18 protein-coding genes are annotated in these 19,490 nt (G+C 67.6%); 5 read left to right on the top strand and 13 right to left on the bottom strand.

The window, feature by feature from the left end; all coding sequences use genetic code 11:
- The 5 genes from G3T14_RS18930 to G3T14_RS18910 all read right to left on the bottom strand — a co-directional run.
- Positions 1–664, bottom strand: a 664-nt coding sequence (locus G3T14_RS18930; protein ID WP_246733422.1) for a putative phage abortive infection protein, incomplete at its 3' end; no start/stop codon positions are given.
- Between the two features lie 178 nt (positions 665–842).
- Entirely contained in the window at positions 843–2,033 is a 1,191-nt protein-coding gene (locus G3T14_RS18925; protein WP_246733425.1) for an MFS transporter, read from the bottom strand.
- Between the two features lie 303 nt (positions 2,034–2,336).
- Positions 2,337–3,842 carry a glycerol kinase GlpK gene (glpK, locus tag G3T14_RS18920; protein ID WP_163644093.1) on the bottom strand — a complete coding sequence of 502 codons (1,506 nt, stop codon included), beginning with the start codon at positions 3,840–3,842 and terminating at the stop codon, positions 2,337–2,339.
- A 92-nt stretch (positions 3,843–3,934) separates the two neighbouring features.
- A complete protein-coding gene (glpD, locus tag G3T14_RS18915) occupies positions 3,935–5,440 on the bottom strand; it encodes a glycerol-3-phosphate dehydrogenase (RefSeq protein WP_163644092.1) in 1,506 nt (501 codons plus the stop codon).
- Between the two features lie 452 nt (positions 5,441–5,892).
- Entirely contained in the window at positions 5,893–6,150 is a 258-nt protein-coding gene (locus G3T14_RS18910; RefSeq protein WP_163644091.1) for a hypothetical protein, read from the bottom strand.
- A gap of 233 nt (positions 6,151–6,383) precedes the next feature.
- Here G3T14_RS18910 and G3T14_RS18905 point away from each other — a divergent pair, with 233 nt between their 5' ends.
- The 3 genes from G3T14_RS18905 (at position 6,384) to fghA (ending at position 10,114) form a co-directional block, all read left to right on the top strand.
- Positions 6,384–7,793 (top strand): phosphatase PAP2 family protein, encoded by a 1,410-nt coding sequence (locus tag G3T14_RS18905; RefSeq protein ID WP_163644090.1) that lies wholly within the window; start codon positions 6,384–6,386, stop codon positions 7,791–7,793.
- Between the two features lie 219 nt (positions 7,794–8,012).
- A complete protein-coding gene (locus tag G3T14_RS18900) occupies positions 8,013–9,149 on the top strand; it encodes an S-(hydroxymethyl)glutathione dehydrogenase/class III alcohol dehydrogenase (RefSeq protein WP_163644089.1) in 1,137 nt (378 codons plus the stop codon).
- A 128-nt stretch (positions 9,150–9,277) separates the two neighbouring features.
- Positions 9,278–10,114, top strand: a complete 837-nt coding sequence (gene fghA, locus G3T14_RS18895; protein ID WP_163644088.1) for an S-formylglutathione hydrolase — start codon at positions 9,278–9,280, stop codon at positions 10,112–10,114.
- Between the two features lie 107 nt (positions 10,115–10,221).
- Here the strand turns inward: fghA and G3T14_RS18890 are convergent, their stop codons facing one another.
- On the bottom strand, positions 10,222–11,148 hold the full coding sequence (locus tag G3T14_RS18890) for a ribokinase (RefSeq protein ID WP_163644087.1): 927 nt from the start codon (positions 11,146–11,148) through the stop codon (positions 10,222–10,224).
- A gap of 164 nt (positions 11,149–11,312) precedes the next feature.
- Here G3T14_RS18890 and G3T14_RS18885 point away from each other — a divergent pair, with 164 nt between their 5' ends.
- Entirely contained in the window at positions 11,313–12,017 is a 705-nt protein-coding gene (locus tag G3T14_RS18885) for a GntR family transcriptional regulator (RefSeq protein WP_163644098.1), read from the top strand.
- A gap of 43 nt (positions 12,018–12,060) precedes the next feature.
- On the opposite strand, the gene G3T14_RS18880 is transcribed toward G3T14_RS18885, so the two are convergent.
- From G3T14_RS18880 to G3T14_RS18865, 4 genes are all read right to left on the bottom strand, one after another.
- Positions 12,061–12,468, bottom strand: a complete 408-nt coding sequence (locus tag G3T14_RS18880; protein ID WP_163644086.1) for a hypothetical protein — start codon at positions 12,466–12,468, stop codon at positions 12,061–12,063.
- Positions 12,469–12,683: 215 nt separating this feature from the next.
- Entirely contained in the window at positions 12,684–12,956 is a 273-nt protein-coding gene (locus tag G3T14_RS18875) for a hypothetical protein (RefSeq protein ID WP_163644097.1), read from the bottom strand.
- 111 nt (positions 12,957–13,067) lie between these two features.
- Positions 13,068–13,724 carry a 3-oxoacid CoA-transferase subunit B gene (locus tag G3T14_RS18870; protein ID WP_163644085.1) on the bottom strand — a complete coding sequence of 219 codons (657 nt, stop codon included), beginning with the start codon at positions 13,722–13,724 and terminating at the stop codon, positions 13,068–13,070.
- A 23-nt stretch (positions 13,725–13,747) separates the two neighbouring features.
- On the bottom strand, positions 13,748–14,464 hold the full coding sequence (locus tag G3T14_RS18865) for a CoA transferase subunit A (RefSeq protein WP_163644084.1): 717 nt from the start codon (positions 14,462–14,464) through the stop codon (positions 13,748–13,750).
- Between the two features lie 380 nt (positions 14,465–14,844).
- On the opposite strand from G3T14_RS18865, the gene G3T14_RS18860 reads away from it, so the two are divergent.
- Positions 14,845–16,716, top strand: coding sequence for an AsmA-like C-terminal region-containing protein (locus G3T14_RS18860; RefSeq protein ID WP_163644083.1), 1,872 nt, complete (start codon positions 14,845–14,847; stop codon positions 16,714–16,716).
- On the opposite strand, the gene G3T14_RS18855 is transcribed toward G3T14_RS18860, so the two are convergent.
- The 3 genes from G3T14_RS18855 to G3T14_RS18845 are packed head-to-tail and all read right to left on the bottom strand — an operon-like array spanning position 16,704 to position 19,485.
- Positions 16,704–17,498, bottom strand: coding sequence for an ABC transporter permease subunit (locus G3T14_RS18855; RefSeq protein ID WP_163644082.1), 795 nt, complete (start codon positions 17,496–17,498; stop codon positions 16,704–16,706). The genes G3T14_RS18860 and G3T14_RS18855 overlap by 13 nt on opposite strands.
- Complete coding sequence (locus G3T14_RS18850; protein ID WP_163644081.1) at positions 17,495–18,406, bottom strand: ABC transporter permease subunit; 912 nt, start codon at positions 18,404–18,406, stop codon at positions 17,495–17,497. The genes G3T14_RS18855 and G3T14_RS18850 overlap by 4 nt, the downstream gene beginning before the upstream one ends.
- On the bottom strand, positions 18,403–19,485 hold the full coding sequence (locus tag G3T14_RS18845; RefSeq protein ID WP_246733421.1) for an ABC transporter ATP-binding protein: 1,083 nt from the start codon (positions 19,483–19,485) through the stop codon (positions 18,403–18,405). The genes G3T14_RS18850 and G3T14_RS18845 overlap by 4 nt, the downstream gene beginning before the upstream one ends.
- Between the last annotated feature and the right edge of the window lie 5 nt (positions 19,486–19,490).

Genomic DNA, 19,490 nt, shown 5'->3' with positions numbered 1-19,490 from the left:
GGTCTCCTCCCGCTGCCCCCGCTCTGGAAAACATAGAAACTGATAGATGGTCAGGCTGACTTCGTATAAGATTGCCATATAAAACCTTGTCTGCTCCAGATAAATATCTATCTGTTCTGATCCTTTTCAGGATCGTATATAGTAGCCTAAAATAAGGCCCTAGAGTTACCTCTGATCTGGAGTGGATCTTGGTATCGTAAGTCTTGATAAGATCATCAGCTGGTGCGGCAATGTCTGGATTCCAATACCTCACCTCCATCCAAGCATGATGGAAGGCGTCCAAACCGGAATACGATAGATTATATTTAACATTTCTTGTAAAACTCAAGCTATTTGTCGTGAATTTCTTTGTTTTAATATAGGATGGAGAATATCTGAATGTGACTTTTTCACGTGAATCAATAAATAATTTTAGTAACTCAAAGAAATAGGTGTCAAATCGATCTCTGGATATTTGCTGTTGCTGAATACGCAATGTGTAGAGTGCGGCTCCGAAGCCTAGAGTTGCGAATAACGCGTTTAATACTCCGAAACTATCGCCCCATTGCCCAAGCTTTGTCGAGTCCCAACCAACCCCTGCTGCATTTAGTATTATGCCTTGGAAGACCCAAGCGAGCCATAAGCCAAGGGCTGCTGCGATCCCCCAGATAACCAGCTTTGGCATCTACCAGCCTTCATGTTGATCCTCGAATCAACCTACCACAGGTTGGACGTGGTGCGGGAGGTATATAATCGCCAAACGAAGAGACCTGGCTGCGGAGGCTCGAGATAAGCCGCTATCGATCACCGATGCGATGGTGGGTCTGCGCTACGATCCCGGACCGATGTCCTCCAGCGCGTATTCATCGATTGGGAAGCCGCCGTCCGCGATCGGACAGGACGGAGACCCCCCAGAGTCCCAAGCCCCCGAGCGCCAGGATCACGCCGACCCAGCCGGTGGATGGCAGGCCGAACCCCGCCGCGATGGCGAGGCCGGCGAGCCAGGGGCCGAGGGCGTTGGCGAAATTGAAGGCCGAGTGGTTGAGCGCCGCGGCGAGGGTCTGCGCATCCTCCGCCACATCCATCAGGCGGGTCTGCAGGATCGTGGCGAGACCGCCGCCGCACCCGATCAGAAACACGACGGGCAGGAGGGTCCACAGGCTCGCGGTGGCCGCCGGATAGAGCGCCAGCGCGACCGCGCTCCAGACCAGGGTCGCCCCGGCCGCCGGCATCTGGGCGCGGTCGGCGGCCCAGGCGCAGACGAGATTGCCGACGGTGAGCCCGAGGCCGAAGGCCGCGAGCGCCAGCGGGATCAGCGCCGGCGCGGTGTGCGTCACGGCCAGCATGGTCGAGGCGAGGTAGGCGTAGACCGAAAACAGGCCGCCGAAGCCGATCGCCCCGATGGCGAGGGTCATCCACACCTGTCCGCGCCGGAGCGCGCCGAGTTCCCGCAAGGCGCTGGCCCCCGCCACCGGGCGCCCCAACGGCGCGAACAGGCGCACCAGGATCGCTGTCAGCAGCGCCAGAACCGCGACCAGGACGAAGCTCCAGCGCCAACCTAGGAGCTGCCCCACCGCATTGGCGAGCGGCACGCCGACCACCGTCGCGATCGTCAATCCGGCGATGACGCGGGAGATCGCTTGCGTCCGGCGCTCCCGCGGCACCAGCGAGGCCGCCATCAGGGCCGCGACCCCGAAATAGGCCCCGTGCGGCAAGCCGGCCAAGAAGCGGAAGGCCAGCATCCAGCCATAGGATGGCGCCAGGGCGGACAGGGCGTTGCCCAGCGCGAACAGGCCCATCAGACCCATCAGCAGCGTGCGGCGCGGAATGCGCGCGGCTAGGACCGCGAGGATCGGCGCACCGACGACGACGCCGAGCGCATAGGCGCTGATGACGTGTCCCCCCGTGGGCGCGTCGATGCCGAGATCCGCCGAGAAGTTGGGCAGCAGGCTCATCGCGGCGAATTCGGTGGTGCCGATGGCAAAGCCGCCCACCGCCAGGGCGAACAGGACCAAAGCCGGATGATGGACGCGCGCCGGGGCGCCGATGGTCAGATCGTCGGCGGAGAGGTCGGATGAGACGTGGTTCACGGGGATTCCAGAAGAGTTTTCAGGTTCGGCGCCCGCGGCCGATCGCCGGGCCCGGCCAACGAGTCGCATTCACGCGCGTGAGCATCCTCGCTCGCTCCCGATGCGCGTGGGGGGACGGCAGGTCGGGCACTCTATGGTCGGCCGACGGGAAACGTTGCAGTGCAGCAATTGTTGCATGCGCGTCGTGTCGAGAGCCGCGCCCGCGTCCCGGAATGCCGCGCCGAATCCCGCGTGTCGCAGTGGGAAAAACCGATCGTCGCGCTCGAATCAGTCCTCGTCGATCTTCCAGTCGAACGCGCGCCGAATCGCCCTGCCCCAGGCGGTGACGATCTTGGTGCGCTGTGTGGCCTCCATCGCCGGGGTCCAGCGCCGGTCGACACCCCAGTTGCGGGAGAGCGCGTCGAGCCCGTTCCAGTATCCGGTGGCGAGCCCTGCGGCGTAGGCCGCCCCGAGGGCGGTGGTCTCGGTCACGCGCGGGCGGACCACCGGTACGTCGAGGATGTCGGCCTGGAACTGCATCAGCGTGGCGTTCGCGGTCATCCCGCCATCGGTGCGCAACTCCTTCACCGGAATGCCGGAATCGCTCTCCATCGCCTCCAGGACCTCGCGGGTCTGGAAGGCAGTGGCCTCCAGCACGGCGCGGGCGATGTGGCCCTTGTTGGCGTAGCGGGTCAGGCCGATGATCAGGCCGCGGGCGCCCTCGTTCCAATGCGGGGCGTAGAGGCCGGAAAAGGCGGGGACGAAGTAGACGTCGCCGTTATCCGCGACGGTGGCGGCCAGCGTCTCGACCTCGGCACTGTCCTTGATCATCCCGAGGTTGTCGCGCAGCCATTGCACCAGGGCGCCGGTGATGGCGATCGAGCCCTCCAGGGCGTAGACCGGGGGCTGCCCGGCGAGCCTGTACCCGAGCGTCGTGATCAGGCCTGCGCTGGAGGGAACCGGTGTCTCGCCGGTGTTCATCAGCGCGAAGCAGCCGGTGCCGTAGGTGTTCTTGGCCTCGCCCGGCTTGAAGCAGGTCTGTCCGAACAGGGCCGCCTGCTGGTCGCCCAGGATACCGGCGATCGGCACCCCGGCGAACGGCGCCTTCGTCTCCCCGTAGACCTCGCTCGACGAGACGATCCTCGGCAGCATCGTGCGCGGAATGCCGAAGGCCGAGAGCATACCCGCGTCCCAGTCCAGGGTCTTCAACGCCATGAGCTGGGTCCGGCTGGCATTGGTGACGTCGGTGATGTGCAGACCGCCATCGACGCCGCCGGTGAGGTTCCAGACCAGCCAGGTGTCGATGTTGCCGAACAGGACGTCGCCGGCCTCGGCTTTCTCACGGGCACCCGGAACGTGGTCGAGCAGCCAGCGCAGCTTCAGTCCGGAGAAGTAGCTCGCCAAAGGCAGGCCGGTGATCGCGCGAAAACGGTCGCGGCCGCCGTCGCGGGCGAACTCGGCGACCAGACGGTCGTTTCGGGTGTCCTGCCAGACCAGGGCGTTGTGCAGGGCCTCGCCCGTGCGCCGGTCCCAGATCAGCGTGGTCTCGCGCTGATTGGTGATGCCGATCGCGGCGAGGTCGCTCGGCCGAAGCCCGGCGGTGTCGAGGGCCTCGCGCATCACCGCTTGGGTCTTGCGCCAGATCTCCGCCGGATCGTGCTCGACCTGGCCCGGACGCGGGTAGATCTGCCGGTGCTCGGCCTGGGCGCTGGCGATGATCGTACTGTCGCGGTCGAACACCATGAAGCGGCTGCTGGTGGTGCCCTGGTCGATGGCACCGACATAACGGCTCATGCGTCCCTCCCTGTCCTTGTGCCGGTCGTCCGGCGTGGCGTCGCGTTTCCTTCGGCCGGGCTTGGGTGCCGGCTCGGTCGTTCGCACTCGTGTCAGGCCACCGCCGCTTCGCGTCCGAGATAGGCCCGCAACCGCACGGCACTGTCCGGAGACGTGCGCAGCCCGAGCTTCGAGCGGCGCCACAGGATATCCTCCGCCGTCACCGCCCATTCCTGGCCGCGCAGATAGTCGACCTCCGCCCCGGTCAGGCCGCCGTCGAAGCTCGCGCCGAGTTCGGCGAGCGAACGGGCTGTTCCGAGCAGGTCGCGCACCCTGGTGCCGTAGGCGCGGGCGAGCCGGCGCGCGATCTCCGGCGGCAGGAACGGCTTTTCGCTCTGGAGTGCCGCAAGAAATTTGTCGAAATCGGAATCCGGCAGATCGCCGCCGGGCAGCACCGCTTCGCCGGTCCAGGCCGGCCCGAGATCGGAAAAATAGGGTTCGAGCTTCTCGATGGCGTGTTCGGCGAGCCGGCGATAGGTCGTGATCTTGCCGCCGAACACCGACAAAACCGGGAGCTTGCCGGCGCTGTCGGAGACGTCGAGCACGTAGTCGCGGGTCACCGCCGAGGCGTTCTGGGCCGCGTCGTCGTAGAGGGGCCGCACGCCCGAATAGCTCCACACCACGTCGTCCGGCCCGATGCGCTCGGCGAAGGACCGGTTGATGCAGTCGCAGAGGTAGCGCGTTTCCTCCGGCGAGATCGTCACCGGGCCGGGCTCGGCTGCGTAGGGCACGTCGGTGGTGCCGATCAGCGTAAAGTCGCGCTCATAGGGAATCGCGAACACGATGCGCGTGTCGGGCTGCTGCAGGATGTAGGCCTGGTCGCCCTCGTAGAGCTTGCGCACGACGATGTGGCTGCCCTTGATCAGGCGCACCGCCGCGCGGCTGTCGATGCCGAGGGTCTCGCCCAGCGTCTCGCTCACCCAGGGGCCTGCGGCGTTGACCACCGCCCGCGCCCGGATGGTCGCCTCGGTGCCGGTGGTCTCGTCACGCAAAGTCGCGACCCAGGCCGCCTCGTCGCGCCGGGCCGAGACGACGCCCGTGCGGGTGCGGATGTCCGCACCGAGCGCTCGGGCGTCCATGGCGTTGAGCACCACGAGGCGGCTGTCCTCGACCCAGCAGTCGGAATAGACGAAGCCCTGGGTGAGGCGGTCCTGGAGCGGCGCGCCCATGGCGGAGGTTCGTAACCGAACAGAGGTCGAGCCCGGCAGGGTCCGCATCCGCGCGAGATGATCGTAGAGGAACAGGCCGGCGCGCAGCATCCAGGCCGGACGCAGCCCCGCATCGTACGGCAGCACGAACCGCAACGGCCAGATGATGTGGGGTGCCAGCCGGAGCAGACGCTCACGCTCGGCCAAGGCCTCCCGCACCAGCCGGAACTCGTAATATTCGAGGTAGCGCAGGCCACCGTGGATCAGCTTGGTGCTCGACGACGAGGTGAACTCGGCCAGATCGCCGCGTTCGCACAAAAGCACCTTGAGGCCCCGACCCGCCGCGTCGCGGGCGATGCCGGTCCCATTGATGCCGCCGCCGATGACGAGCAGATCATAAACGCTGTCCAAGCCGAACCTCCCCTGGCCGATCGGTGAACAGAGTATCGATCTGGTCGAGGCGACCCATCCGCACCATCGGGCGCCGCGTGAACGTGTTGTGATTGGCGACGCGGAAGGCCTGAGTGGCCCGCCTCTGCTCGACTCCGGAAGTTTCTCCGCGCGGTTCGGGTTTCTCGGCGGAGCGTGACACGACAGGGGGCCTCCCTCGGACGTTTCCAAGAGGATAGAGGGCGCGGCCCGTGCAGGGCAGCGTTTCGTGCGATCGACCCACAGGCGCAAACCGAAAACGGCGAGGCTCATCGCCTCGCCGCTCATCGATCAGACTGCCGACATCACCAACCTAGGAGTACAGATTCAGGATCACAGCGGCCGATCCGACGATCGTGGCGGCCAGACCGCCGATGAACGTCCCGATCATCGCGTAGGAGAATGTCTTCAGAACCATCGTGTGTGCCTCCCGATCAGCAGCGGTTGCCACCCGAGGTCTGGCCATACTGCATGACCGGACGGGTCTGCTGGTTGGCATTGCCCTCGGCGGCGGAGCTCATCGGACAGCCGCCATAGGCCGGGGTGGCTCTGCGGTCGACCGAACCCGTGGTCTCGACGTCGTAGTGATACTCGGGGGCATGGCGGGGCGCGATGTCGAAGGCCATCGCGGACGAGATCGGAGCAACGCCAAGGATAAGAGCGGCGGCGATGGCGGCGATACGGGTCTTCATGGCGATTTAAAACTCTTTCTTCAGTACGAACCGACTTTCCGGCTCGTTTCTTCCTGACTGATTACAAGATAGGGTGTCGATCTCTTCCATGACGTGTCGCCTCGCACGCGCCACCGCGGATTAAAGCCGGCAACGGATCTTGGATTGGCGGGAGATCTTGGACTGGCGGGATGTGACGAGGGCCGCGATCTGCTAGTGAGCGACGCAACGGGAACGACTCGGGAATCGGTGTCATGATCCATCCATCGCGCGTCGCGCTCGGCGTGCTGATCGCCTTGGCGCCCCTGCCGGCGCGTGCGCAATCGGCGCCCAATCTTGCCGCCTTGCGCGGTCTGGCGCCGGTGAGTGCGCTGCCCGGGACGCCGGAGGGTCAGGCCGCCCTGGCGGCGAACCTGAAGGTCACCGGCGACATCCAGACCGGAGCCCTCGTCCAGCCGATCCTGCTGCCGTTTGCCGAGCAGCAGCGCCTCGCACTGCGCGACTGCTTCATCACCGACGGCAATGCCGCCGAACTCGCCGACGGTCTCGGGACGACGCTCGGCGACGCCTATCAGGCCAAGGCGCGCTACGCCGATTTCAAGACCTTCACCAACGTCTCACCGGCGGTGGCCGACCTGATCGGCTATACCAACAACATCGCCAAGTCCGATTCGAACGCGGGCAAGTACTTCTTCGCCAATGCCACCGCGAACGGCAAAACGCCGGTCTCCGAGGAGGCCGCCGCGATCCTGTCCGCCGGCGGCGGTACGACGGACGTGTTCGGCAAGGCCTATGAGCGCCGCGCGGGCAGTGCCGGCGCCGATCTCTACGGCAATTCCCGGCCGTTCCAGACGGAGCCACGCCTGATCGCCTATCGCGGTGACGACTATTTCGGCAAGCCGTCCCACAGCCTGGATTGGCTCCGCGGACCGGGCCAGAACCTGATGGACAGCCCGTCCTACCCGAGCGGCCACACCACCTACGGCTACACCGAGTCGCTGCTTCTCGCCCTGTTGGTTCCGGAGCGCTACCAGCAGATGATCGCCCGCGCCGCCGAGTACGGCAACAACCGGATCGTGGTCGGGGCGCACTACGCCATGGACGTGATCGGCGGCCGGGCGGTGGCGCTGCACGCCGTCGCGCACCTGCTCGCCAACGATCCGGCCTATGTCGGGCAGTCCCGTAAGAACCCGGCCATCGCCAACGAGATGAGCCGCGACACCGATGGGGCCGTCACCCTCACCGATTATCCGGCGGCGCTGCGGGTCGCCCGGATGGAACTGCAGGCCGTCCTGAAGGCGCAGTGCGGCGACACCATCAAGGCCTGTGCGGCGGCCGACCGCGGCCGGTTCAGGGATTCGGCCGCCAACGCGGCCTTCTACGCGGTCACCCAGACCTACGCGCTCCCGGTGGTGCACCCGAAGACCGCCGGCGCAGGGGAGGATGTCGGCACGATCGCCCCGGAGGCCGGCCACCTGCTGACGGCGGCTTTCCCGTCGGTGACCCTGGCCGAGGCCAACGCCATCCTGACCTCGACGCTGGGGCCGGGCGGCGGCTTCCTGAACGACGGCTCCGCCTTCGGGATCTATTCCCGCCTCGACCTCTACGCGGCCGCGGGCAAGGCCGCCGCCCTCGAGGCCGAACGGCAGGCGACGGCCAAATGATCGCCGGCCTGGCCCGGTCGAGACGCCAGTTCCGCCGCCGCGCAGGGCACCTCCCGCAAATGCGCAGCGCTTAAGCCGTTGCATCGGCGGCCCAGAAGCATCATCACACCGTCCAGATTTTCGGGCCGTTCGCAGTGCCACGCCACCGGTGGGCGATGCGAAGAGTCGGCATCCTGGCCAACGCCGCCCGAGTCGATCCAGGACGAGAAGGAAGCCGACATGAAGACGCGTGCAGCAGTCGCGTGGGAGGCCAAGAAGCCGCTCACCATCGAGACCATCGACATCGAGGGGCCGAAGGCCGGCGAGGTTCTCATCGAACTGATGGCCACCGGCATCTGCCACACCGACGCCTACACCCTCTCGGGCCTCGATTCCGAGGGCAAGTTCCCGGCGATCCTCGGCCACGAGGGTGCGGGCATCGTGCGCGAGGTCGGCGCCGGCGTGACCACGCTGAAGCCCGGCGACCACGTCATCCCGCTCTACACGCCGGAATGCCGCAACTGTAAGTCCTGCCTGTCGCAGCGGACCAACCTGTGTACCGCGATCCGTGCGACGCAGGGCCAGGGCGTGATGCCGGACGGCACCAGCCGCTTCTCCTGCGTCTCCACCGGCGGCAGCCCGGGCGGCACCAACACCCTGTTCCACTACATGGGCTGCTCGACCTTCTCGAACTTCACGGTCCTGCCGGCCATCGCGCTCGCCAAGATCCGCGAAGACGCCCCCTTCGACAAGATCTGCTACATCGGCTGCGGCGTCACCACCGGCATCGGCGCGGTGATCTACACCGCCAAGGTCTGGCCCGGCGCCAATGTCGTGGTGTTCGGTCTCGGCGGCATCGGCCTCAACGTGCTCCAGGCCGCCCGCATGGTGGGGGCCGACAAGATCATCGGCGTCGACATCAACCCCGACAAGCAGGACATGGCCCGCAAGTTCGGCATGACCCACTTCATCAACCCGAAGGAGGTCGGCAACGAACACGTGGTCCAGGCGATCCTCGACGTGACCGGCGGCGGCGCGGACTTCTCGTTCGACTGCACCGGCAACGTCAACGTGATGCGCCAGGCGCTGGAATGCTGCCACCGCGGCTGGGGCGAATCGATCGTCATCGGCGTGGCGGAGGCCGGCCGCGAGATCTCGACCCGTCCGTTCCAGCTCGTCACCGGCCGCGTCTGGAAGGGCTCGGCCTTCGGCGGCGCGCGCGGCCGCACCGATGTGCCGAAGATCGTGGACTGGTACATGGAGGGCAAGATCAACATCGACGATCTGATCACCCACACCATGCCGCTGGAAGACATCAACCACGGCTTCGACCTCATGCACGAGGGCAAGTCGATCCGGTCCGTCGTCGTCTACTAGGTCGGGCCGCGACGAATCCACGAAGACACGCGTGTCCCCTTTCCCATCAGGGAGAGGGGACCTGTCGCGTCGCTTCGATCCGACCTGATTGCAGCCTCAGGCACGCGTAACGCAGGAGATCACAGCCGATGGAAACCCTTTCGAAAGCCCGCGCCCATGGCGGCACGCAGGGCGTCTACAAGCACGACGCGCAGACCACGGGCTGCCCGATGACCTTCGCGGTGTTCGTGCCGCCGCAGGCCGAAAACGGCCCGGTTCCGGTACTGTGGTACCTGTCCGGCCTCACCTGCACCCACGCCAACGTCATGGACAAGGGCGAGTACCGCAAGGCGGCGGCCGAGCACGGCGTGATCATCGTGGCGCCCGACACCAGCCCGCGCGGCCCCGGCATCCCGGACGAGGACGGCAATTGGCAGTTCGGCTCCGGTGCCGGCTTCTATCTCGACGCCACCCAGGCGCCCTACGACAAGAACTACCGGATGTGGAGCTACGTCACCGAAGAGCTGCCCGCCCTCATCGCCAAGGAATTCCCCGCCGACATGACCCGCCAGGGCATCTTCGGCCATTCCATGGGCGGCCACGGCGCGTTGACCATCGCACTGACCTATCCCGACCGCTTCAAGTCGTGCTCGGCCTTCGCGCCGATCGCCCAGCCCTCCACCGCCGGATGGTCGAAGCCCGCCTTCGAGAAGTATCTCGGCACGGACGTGGCCGCGTGGCGCGCCCACGACGCCACGGCGCTGATCGAGGACGGCAAGCGCTTCCCCGAGTTCCTGGTGGATCAGGGCAGCGCCGACAGCTTCCTGAAGGACGGCCTGCGGCCCTGGCTCCTTCAGGAAGCCTGCACCAAGGCCGGCATCGCCCTGACGCTGAACATGCGCGAGGGCTACGATCACTCCTACTTCTTCATCTCGAGCTTCATGGACGATCACATCGCCTGGGCTGCCGAGCGGCTGAAGCGCTAAGCGTCGAATCGCAGGGCGGGGCTGTCTGTCCCGCCCTGCCCCGCCCCACCCGAAGCGAACCCTTTACGCGGGTCGAAACCGGGCCGGCCGATCATCCGGATTCGGGATCAGGCGCGGTGACCGGTCGCCAGGAAGGCATCGAGTTCGGCGGCCGTCGGGAAGGCGTCGAAGGCCCCGAACCGGGTGGTTGTGAGCGCCCCGCAAGCGGCAGCCCGCCGCAGGGCCTCTTCGAGTGTCAGCCCCTGGAGAAGGCCCACACCGAGACTGCCCGCAAACCCGTCGCCTGCGCCGATCGTGTCGATCACCGTCACCTTGGCGGCCTTCTGGTGGATCGGCGGCGCGCCCTCGCGGAAGGCGAGCGCGCCGGCCTCACCGAGGGTCACGACCACGAGTTCGGGCCCCGCTTCCAGCAGGCGCTCTATTGATGGGGTGGCGCCCGCCCCCGACGCGATCGCCTCGTCGAGTCCGAGATCGCAGCCTTCGACGCGATTGACGATGAGGATCGAGGTCGCGGCCAGGATGCGTGGATCGATCGGCCGGCTCGGAGAGGGATTGAGCAGGGTCGTCGCGCCGCGTGCCCGGGCGCGGGTGAAGGCGGCGAGGATCGGCGCGTCCGGCGATTCGAAGGTGGCCATCACCAGCGCCGCGCCGTCGACCACATGCGCGACCCGCGCAATGTCCTTGGCACAGAGCAGGCGATTGGCCCCGAGGCTCACCGCAAGGCAGTTCTCGCCGTCCCCATCGACGAAGCCGACCCCGGCGCCTGTTGACCCCGTTCGGTGGACCAGCATGTCCGCCGACAGCCCGGCGCGTTGGAATGCCGATCTGGCGATGTCCGAGAACGGGTCGTCGCCGATCGCGAACGCACCGTCGACATGCGCGCCGAGCCGATGTGCGACGACGGCGAGATTGAAGCCCTTGCCCCCCGGCTCGACGACGAAATCCGCGGCATCGAGGGACTCTCCGGCCCGCGGCAAGCGTGCTACAAGCACCGAGCAGGCGACGACAAAGCTTCCGACGACGAAGACCTGCATCCGTGGAATCCCTGGTATCGAGAGTGCCGAAGAGAAGCGCCGCCGCGAGCCCCGACCTGCGCCTTCTGTCATCGGACGCTGCCGATCATGCGCCGGCCGGGTCGGTCACCCATCTCCATCGCCCATCGTTGATGTCGCTTTTGCGCCTGCGCAACGACACCGCGATGCCACTCTATCAGCAATTGGAAGAACAGCTCTCCGCCCTTATCGCGTCGGGGTCACTTCCGCCCGGTGTGGTCCTTCCCGCCGAACGCCAGCTGGCCGAGAACCTCGGCGTCAGCCGCGTCACCATCCAGCGCGCCTATGCGGCGATGCGGGAGCGCGAGTTGCTCGCCTCTCAGGGGCGCAAGGGCTTCGTGGTGCGCCGGCGGCCCGATCCGGTGCGCCCGGGCATGGACCGGCTGAAGGGCTTCACCGAAGAGATGCGGGAGCTCGGCAAGATCCCGTCGTCGCGAATCATCGAACGCGAGGTGGTCCAGGACCGCTCGATCTCCTCGATCTTCGGAATGTCCTCCACGGCGCCGCTCCTGAAGCTCACCCGGGTCCGCTACGGTGACGACGTCCCGATGTCGCGGGAGGTGGCCTGGTACAACCTCAAGGCGGTGCCGGCGCTGGAACACGGCGATCTGTCCGGCTCGGTCTATGCCGTCATCGCCGAGACCTGCGGCGCGCGTCTGGTCACCTGCGACCAGACCATCGAAGCCACGATGCCGACCACCGCCGAATGCCGGATCTTCGGATTCGACCAGCCGCTCCCGTGTCTCCTGATCAAGCGCCACAGCTTTACGCAGGACGCGGTCATGATCGAGTACGTCGAAGGATTGTTTCGTGGCGACATGTACAGTTATCGCCTGAAGATGCAGGCCTGATCGACCGGCCCCGGACGGGACCGGCCGTACTCGGCCACGCGTATCAGGCCGGTAGGCCGGTCGGCTCGAACAGGAAGCCGTCGATGGCCGGGATCGAGACCGAGAGGTTGGCGCTGCCGCCATAGCTCGCCTTCGACACGCGCCAGGGGCGCTCGGCGCGGGCACGGATCGCTTCCGAGGGGCGCAGGCGGCGCGCCTCGCCATCGGAATCGATCTCTTCGATGCTGAGGAATCCGTAGACCTGGAGGCGGGCCGCGATCAGCTTCGTTTCGCGGTCGCCCGCCGCCACCGGCAGCGTGCCCGAGGCGTAGACCGCATCCATCAAGGCACGCTGGTCGCTGCGCCGCGTCGCGTTGGTGGCACGCGCCTGCGCCAGGCGCGCTTCGAAGGGCGGGCGGGTCGCACGCCGGAAGGGCACCACGTTGTCCATCGCCGCCGGTACGCTACTCATACGCCGTATTCCCCGTGCGGGCCGGGATTACGCCCCGGCCTTTCGCGAGACTTCGACGATGTCGCTTAACGGCCGACTAACGTTAAGTCGTTGCCATGTCCCAAACTCGCTTCCCGGAGCCGGCGCGCGGTGGCATCGTCGACCCGGTCTTCCTCCAAGGATGACCGCCGCGACCTCCCGAAATTTCGGCGGCGGGGCGACATCGAACGGCGCGATCAGTACGGATAGCCGTAATAGCGGCTTCCGCCCGGGCGGACCTGGGCCCTGACCGGACGGTCGCCCCGGCCCTCATAGGCGCCCAGATAGGGATCCAAGCGCGGGTCGCGATAATTGCCGTTGTTCACACCGGCCGAACGGTCGTTGCCGCTGAGGGCGGCGTAGGGCGACAGCCCATCGCCACTACTGCCACCGCCGCGTGCCATGGCCGCGCCGGACAGGCCGACCAGCACGGCCGTCGCCAAGGAAACGCTGATCATCGGTCTCGTCATCATGCTCTCCTGAGCGGCGATCGACATCAAAGCGAACGATGGGGCCGGCCCTGCAGTTCCCCCCGCAGAATTGCAGACGGGGCGCTGCGAAAACGCGGCGCCCCGCAAGGCTCAGAGGGCGACCGAGAAGGCGCCCGTGGTCTTGGCGCGGACTTCGTCCTCGGTGACGCCGTCGGCGAGTTCGATCAGGGTCATGCCGCCATCACCCTTCTTGTCGATGGTGAAGACGCCCAGATCCGTGATCACCATGTCGACCACGTGGGTGCCGGTGAGCGGAAGATCGCATTCGGCCAGGAGCTTGGGGGATTCCGAGCCGTCCTTGCCCTTGGCAGTGTGCTCCATCACCACCACCACCTTCTTGACGCCGGCCACGAGGTCCATGGCGCCGCCCATGCCCTTCACCATCTTCCCGGGGATCATCCAGTTGGCGAGATCGCCGTTCTGCGCCACCTGCATCGCGCCGAGGATCGACAGGTTGATGTGCCCGCCCCGCACCATCCCGAAGGAATCCGAGGACGAGAAGTAGCTCGTGGTCGGCAATGCCGTGATCGTCTGCTTGCCGGCATTGATGAGGTCGGGGTCTTCCTCGCCGTCATACGGGAACGGGCCCATGCCGAGCATGCCGTTCTCGGATTGCAGCTGCACCGACATGCCGTCGGGAATGTAGTTCGAGACGAGCGTCGGAATGCCGATGCCGAGGTTGACGTAGAAGCCGTCCTTCAGCTCCTTGGCGGCGCGCTCGGCCATCTGTTCGCGGGTCCAGGCCATGGTCTTATCTCTCCCTGTTCCGGTCAGGCGGTGGCGGCTTCGCCGCGCTTGCGGGTGGTGCGCTGCTCGATCCGCTTCTCGCGGGTCGGAACGTGGACGATGCGCTTGACGAAGATGCCGGGCGTGATGATCGCGTCGGGGTCGAGTTCGCCCGGTTGCACCAGGTGTTCGACCTGAGCCACCGTCATCGTGGCGGCGGTCGCCATCATCGGATTGAAATTGCGCGCCGTCATCCGGTAGACGAGATTGCCCTCGGTATCGCCCTTCCAGGCATGGACGATGGCGAGATCGGCGAACAGGCCACGCTCCATCACGTACTCTTCGCCGTCGAACTCCTTCACCTCTTTACCTTCGGCGATGAGGGTGCCGACGCCGGTCTTGGTGTAGAAGGCCGGGATGCCGGCGCCGCCCGCGCGAATGCGCTCGGCGAGGGTGCCCTGCGGGTTGAACTCGATGGCGAGTTCGCCGCCGAGATATTGCCGGGCGAATTCCTTGTTCTCGCCGACATAGGACGAGATCATCTTGGCGACCTGCCGGGTCTGGAGCAGCTTGCCGAGGCCGACATTGTCGATGCCGGCATTGTTCGAGATCACGGTCAGACCCTTCACGCCGGAATCGCGGATCGCGTCGATCAATTCGTCCGGGATGCCGCAGAGGCCGAAGCCGCCGGCCATCACCACCATGTCGTCCTTGAGCAGTCCGGCCAGCGCCGCCGTCGCGTCGGAATATACCTTCTTCATCAAAGCCGTCCTTCCCGAAAGTTCGCTCGAAACCTTGCCGGTGCTGCAACCGTCACGCCAAATCGCAGGCGTGCCAAGTCCTCGCAGCGTCGACAGGCCGAGTCTTTGGCGTTTCCGTTGCCCGCGCTCGACCCGCGACCTCGACCTGGCCGCCGGCGCGCGCCCGTGCTCGCGGTTCGTCTGTGCTCCAACCGACCCGGTGCCGGCAAGCCGGGAATCGGTGTTCGCTGGTGGACGGAGCCGCAGTGTCACTGGGCGGCAGGGAGACAGAACGCGCGCCAGCCGCTATCACGGGTTTATCGTCGGTTGATGCGCAGTTGGGGGGCTGCGTTCAGGTCCGATCTGACGACCGCTCACAGGTCACGTCCGCACGGAGTGCAATGTCGCCGCGCCGCCTCTTCCCCGTCATCGCATCCGGCGTGCTGGTGGCCGGCTTCGCCTGCGCCTGCGTGCCCTGGTCCGTGGCGATGCCGGGGCTGGTCGACCGCGTCGCCCGCGAATTCAGGCACTCCTACGGTGTGGCGTTGAGCGTGGAGGGCCCCACCGAGGTGGCACTCCTGCCCCTCCCCCGCATCGCCTTCTCCCGTGTGCGCCTCGATGCCGGCGCACGGGGCGGACCAGTGCTCGCCGAGGGCGGCACGCTCTCGCTCCAGGTCAACCTGCTCGCACTCCTCGCCGGCCGGATCGACATCAACACCCTGTCCCTCGATGGGGCGGCGGTGCATCTGCCCGAGTCCGATGACGATACCCGCTGGGCCGGTCCGATCCGCCAGCTCACCCGGCAGGTGTCGGCGGAGGGCGGCTCTCATCCGCGTCGGATCAGTCTGTCCCGGATGACCGTCACCGGGCGCGACCCGCGGGATGGCAGTCCGCAGACCGCCCGTGCGGTCGATCTCACGCTGTCCTGGCCCCTGTGGAGCGACCGCGTCGATCTGGCCGGCGGCTTTACCTGGAACGCCGTCCCGGCGCGCTTCACGCTGACGGGCGTGCGACTGACCGACCTGCTCGCGGGGGAACCGAGCCCATTCGCGGCCAGTGCCGAATGGCCTGCGGGTACCCTGTCCGCCGAGGGCACCGGCAAGATCGGCGATGGCCTGAAGCTCACCGGCCGCGGCACCCTGCAGACCCGCTCCCTGCCCGAGACGCTGGCCTGGGCCGGAGGCGATGTCGCGTTGTCTCCCTTCATCGAGCGTTTCGGCCTCGATGGTAGTTTCGAGACCGATGGCTGGGTCGTCTCCCTGCCGACGATCCGGGTCTCCGTCGGCAGCGACCGCCTCGAAGGTGCCGGCTCGGTGGCCTTCGGCGATGGACGCCCGACGGTACAGGCGACCTTGGCCGCCGAGACCCTCAACCTCGCTCCGTTGCTCGCCGGCGTGATGCGGGTGTTCGGCCTCGACCAGCCCGATGCGGATGCGAACGATTGGCGCGGGCACAGCGTCGCCCTGCGCCCCTTGACCGGCGGCGACCTCGACCTGCGGATTTCCTCCGGTGGTGCCCGCCTCGGCCCCCTGATGTTGACGGATCTGGCCGCAAGCCTGCTGGTGCGCGACGGCAGCATCGAGGCTGCGCTGAACCGGGCCACCGTCGAAGGCGCGACCCTGAAGGGCCGGGTCGCCCTGACGGCGAATGCCGACGCTCCGGACCAGACCGAGGTGAAGGCGCAGGCGTCCTTCGATCGCCTCGACCTCGGTGAGTTTCTCGGCACGCTCGGCCAAGAGCGATGGGTGGTGGGCGACGCCCAGGGGCAGATGTTCGTCGAGGGCACCGGCGCCACGGCGGGCGCGCTCATGGGGCACGTCAACGGGCACGCGGCACTGTCGGTCGATCGCGGGACCATCGCGGGCGTCGACCTGACGGACGTGGTCCACCGCAACGGGGCCGTCGCCTCCGGCGCCCTGGCGCGCCGCAACGCCCGCACGCCCTTCGAACGGGCCGGCGTCACGGTCCGCTTTACCGACGGAATCGGTCAGATCGCCGATGGCGTGCTCAAGGCGACGGCGCTCAGCGCGTCCCTCACCGGCGCGGTGTCGCTGCCCGAGCGCCGTCTGTCCGCGCTGGCCGAACTCGTGCCGCGTGCCGGGACGGGTGAGAGCGGCGCGCGCGTCTCGACCCTGTTCGAGATCGCCGGTCCGTGGAACGCCGTCCGCGCCGTGGCGCGGTCGCATGATCCGGATGCCGCCTCCCGCGGCGAAGCGGTGTTCGCGCCCAATGCCCTCAGGCTCCCGGCGACGGTGCGCGCCTACGCGCCGTAAGTCGGTCCGGCCTTGGCGGCGTTGCGTCCCGTCAGCCAGGTGGCGCCGAGGACGATCACGGTGACACCGGCCACTAGCAGGGTCGAGGCCGCGTTGATCTCCGGGTTCACGCCGAGGCGAACCTGACTGTAGAGCCGCATCGGCAGCGTCGTCGCCCCCGGACCCGAGACGAAGCTGGCGATCACGAGGTCGTCGAGCGACAGGGTGAAGGCGAGGAGGAAGCCCGCTGCCAGCGCCGGTGCGATGAGCGGCAGGGTGATCGTGGCGTAGACCCGCAGCGGCCCGGCCCCGAGATCGGCGGCGGCCAGTTCCAGCGCGAGGTCGAGCCCCTTCAGCCGCGCCCCGACGAGGACGGCGACGAAGCCGAGCCCGAGGGTGGCGTGGGCGATGACCAGGGTGACGATGCCCCGGTCGAGCCCGATTCCGACGAAGAGCAGCAGCAGCGAGAGACCGGTGATCACCTCCGGCATCACCATCGGCGCATAGACCAGTCCGGTGAAGAGGCTCCGTCCGGCAAAGCGGCCGGCGCGATCGAGGGCCAGCGCCGCGAGGCCGCCGAGGATCGTGGCGACGAGGGCCGAGGCCGCTGCCACCCGCAGGGAGACGAGGGCGGCATCGATGAGCGGCCGGTCGGCGAACAGGATCGCGTACCAGCGCGTAGAGAACCCGCCCCAGACCGTGACGAGGGCCGAAGCGTTGAACGAATAGACCGCCAGCACCAGGATCGGCGCATACAGGAAGGTGAGGCCGAGGCCGAGGGCGACGCGGTTGAGGACGCTCACCGGGCCGCCTCCGTGCGCCGCGTTTCGGCCTCGCGGAACAGCACCAGCGGCCCGACCACGAGGATGAGGAGCAGGATCGCCACCGCGGAGGCCAGCGGCCAGTCGCGGTTGGAGAAGAACTCGCTCCACAACACCCGCCCGAGCATCAGCGTGTCCGATCCGCCGAGCAGATCGGGGATGATGAATTCGCCCACCATGGGCACGAAGCACAGCAGCGCGCCGGCCATCAGGCCGGGGCCGGCGAGCGGCAGGGTCACGCTCCAGAACACCCGCGTCGGCGAGGCGCCGAGATCGGCCGCGGCGTCCCGCAGGCGCGGATCGAGCCGGGCGAAGACCGCGTAGAGCGGCAGCACCATGAACGGCAGGTAGGCGTAGGTCAGGCCGATCAGCACCGCCGCTTGGGTGTTGAGGAGTTCGAGCGGCCGGTCGATCAGGCCGAGCCGCATCAGTCCGGCGCTGAGCAGGCCCTCAGGTTTCAGGATCGCGATCCAGGCGTAGATCCGGATGAGGAAGCTCGTCCAGAACGGGACGATCACCAGGGCGACGAGGAGCGGCTGAACCCGCGCCGGGGCGCGGGCCATGGCGTAGGCGATGGGCGTGCCGACCACGAGCAGGAATGCGGTGGCGATGGCCGCCAGGCTCAGGGAGGACAGGGCGGCATCGCGGTAGAGCGCATCGTTGGCCAGGGTCTCGAAATTCGCGAAATCGAGCTCTTCCAGAAACGTCCCCCAGCCCTCCGGGCCCGCGCTCCAATCGAGCACCGGCAGGTAGGGCGGTTGTGCGGTGGCCGCCGCCGACAGGCTGATCTTCAGCGTGATCAGGACCGGCAGCAGGAAGAACGCGCCGAGCCACAGGAACGGCAGCACGGGGACGAGGCGCGTGACGGCGGGGCGCCCGGACGTCCTCATGCGGGGAGCAGCGTCGCTGCGCCCGGGGGAAAACCGAGGGCGACCGCGTCGCCTGGGGCGAAGGCCGGCGCTTGGCCCCCTGCTGCGACGGTCGCGCGAATCTCGCTGCCGTCCGCCATCCGGACGCGATGACGGATGCGATCGCCGAGATACGTGATCTCGGTCACATGCCCGGCGAGCGCATTCGGCTCGGCGTCCGTCGCGGTGTCGGCTGGCCCGAGCACGATCCGCTCGGGCCGCAGGGCCACCACCACCGCGGCCCCCGCCCCCGGCGCATCGGGCTGGACCCCCGCGTGCAGCGATCCGAGCCCGGTCTCGACCCGTGCAATGTCCCCGGTCCGGTCCGCCACCTGCCCGGCGATCAGGTTCACGTCCCCGAGCAGCCCGGCGACGAAGCGGGTGGCGGGGCGCTCGTAGAGGGTCGCCGCGTCGCCGACCTGGACGAGACGACCGCGATCCATCACGCCGATCCGGTCGGCCAGCGCCATCGCCTCGCCGGGGTCGTGGGTGACGACGATGAAGGTGGTGCCGAGGCGCTTTTGCAGGGCGCGCAACTCGCCTTGGGTCTCGTCGCGCAGCGTCCGGTCGAGGGCGCCGAGCGGCTCATCGAGGAGCAGGATCTTCGGCTCGCGGGCAAGCGCGCGGGCGAGCGCCACGCGCTGGCGCTGACCGCCGGACAGGGTATCGGGCCGGCGCCGGCCGAAGCCGTCGAGCCGGACGAGGCGCAGCAACTCGTCGACCCGCGCGGCGATCCCGGCCCGCCCCAGGCCCTTCAGGCCGTAGCCGACATTGGCGGCCACATCCATGTGCGGAAACAGGGCGTAGGACTGGAACATCATGTTGACCGGGCGCCGATGCGGCGGCCGTGCGGCCATGTCCTCCCCGGCGAGATGGAGGGTGCCGGAGGTCGGCGCCTCGAAGCCGGCGATCAGGCGCAGCAAAGTGCTCTTGCCGCAGCCCGAAGGGCCGAGCAGACAGAAGAACTCGCCCGCTGCCAGATCGAGGGAGACGTCGTCCAACGCCATGTCCGCGCCGAACGCCTTGGTGACATGGGCGAGGCTGAGCAGGGCGGTGGACATCGCGC

The sequence above is a fragment of the Methylobacterium sp. BTF04 genome, from assembly GCF_010692745.1.
Classification (GTDB): domain Bacteria; phylum Pseudomonadota; class Alphaproteobacteria; order Rhizobiales; family Beijerinckiaceae; genus Methylobacterium.
This window is presented reverse-complemented; position numbering and strand designations above follow the sequence as displayed.

Coding starts and splice junctions, on each gene's coding strand:
- G3T14_RS18845 (WP_246733421.1), bottom strand. CDS start 19,485: ATGTCCACCGCCCTGCTCAGCCTCGCCCATGTCACCAAGGCGTTCGGC.
- G3T14_RS18850 (WP_163644081.1), bottom strand. CDS start 18,406: ATGAGGACGTCCGGGCGCCCCGCCGTCACGCGCCTCGTCCCCGTGCTG.
- G3T14_RS18890 (WP_163644087.1), bottom strand. CDS start 11,148: ATGCAGGTCTTCGTCGTCGGAAGCTTTGTCGTCGCCTGCTCGGTGCTT.
- G3T14_RS18905 (WP_163644090.1), top strand. CDS start 6,384: ATGATCCATCCATCGCGCGTCGCGCTCGGCGTGCTGATCGCCTTGGCG.
- fghA (WP_163644088.1), top strand. CDS start 9,278: ATGGAAACCCTTTCGAAAGCCCGCGCCCATGGCGGCACGCAGGGCGTC.
- G3T14_RS18865 (WP_163644084.1), bottom strand. CDS start 14,464: ATGAAGAAGGTATATTCCGACGCGACGGCGGCGCTGGCCGGACTGCTC.
- G3T14_RS18880 (WP_163644086.1), bottom strand. CDS start 12,468: ATGAGTAGCGTACCGGCGGCGATGGACAACGTGGTGCCCTTCCGGCGT.
- G3T14_RS18910 (WP_163644091.1), bottom strand. CDS start 6,150: ATGAAGACCCGTATCGCCGCCATCGCCGCCGCTCTTATCCTTGGCGTT.
- G3T14_RS18875 (WP_163644097.1), bottom strand. CDS start 12,956: ATGACGAGACCGATGATCAGCGTTTCCTTGGCGACGGCCGTGCTGGTC.
- G3T14_RS18870 (WP_163644085.1), bottom strand. CDS start 13,724: ATGGCCTGGACCCGCGAACAGATGGCCGAGCGCGCCGCCAAGGAGCTG.
- G3T14_RS18885 (WP_163644098.1), top strand. CDS start 11,313: ATGCCACTCTATCAGCAATTGGAAGAACAGCTCTCCGCCCTTATCGCG.
- glpK (WP_163644093.1), bottom strand. CDS start 3,842: ATGAGCCGTTATGTCGGTGCCATCGACCAGGGCACCACCAGCAGCCGC.
- G3T14_RS18860 (WP_163644083.1), top strand. CDS start 14,845: ATGTCGCCGCGCCGCCTCTTCCCCGTCATCGCATCCGGCGTGCTGGTG.
- G3T14_RS18900 (WP_163644089.1), top strand. CDS start 8,013: ATGAAGACGCGTGCAGCAGTCGCGTGGGAGGCCAAGAAGCCGCTCACC.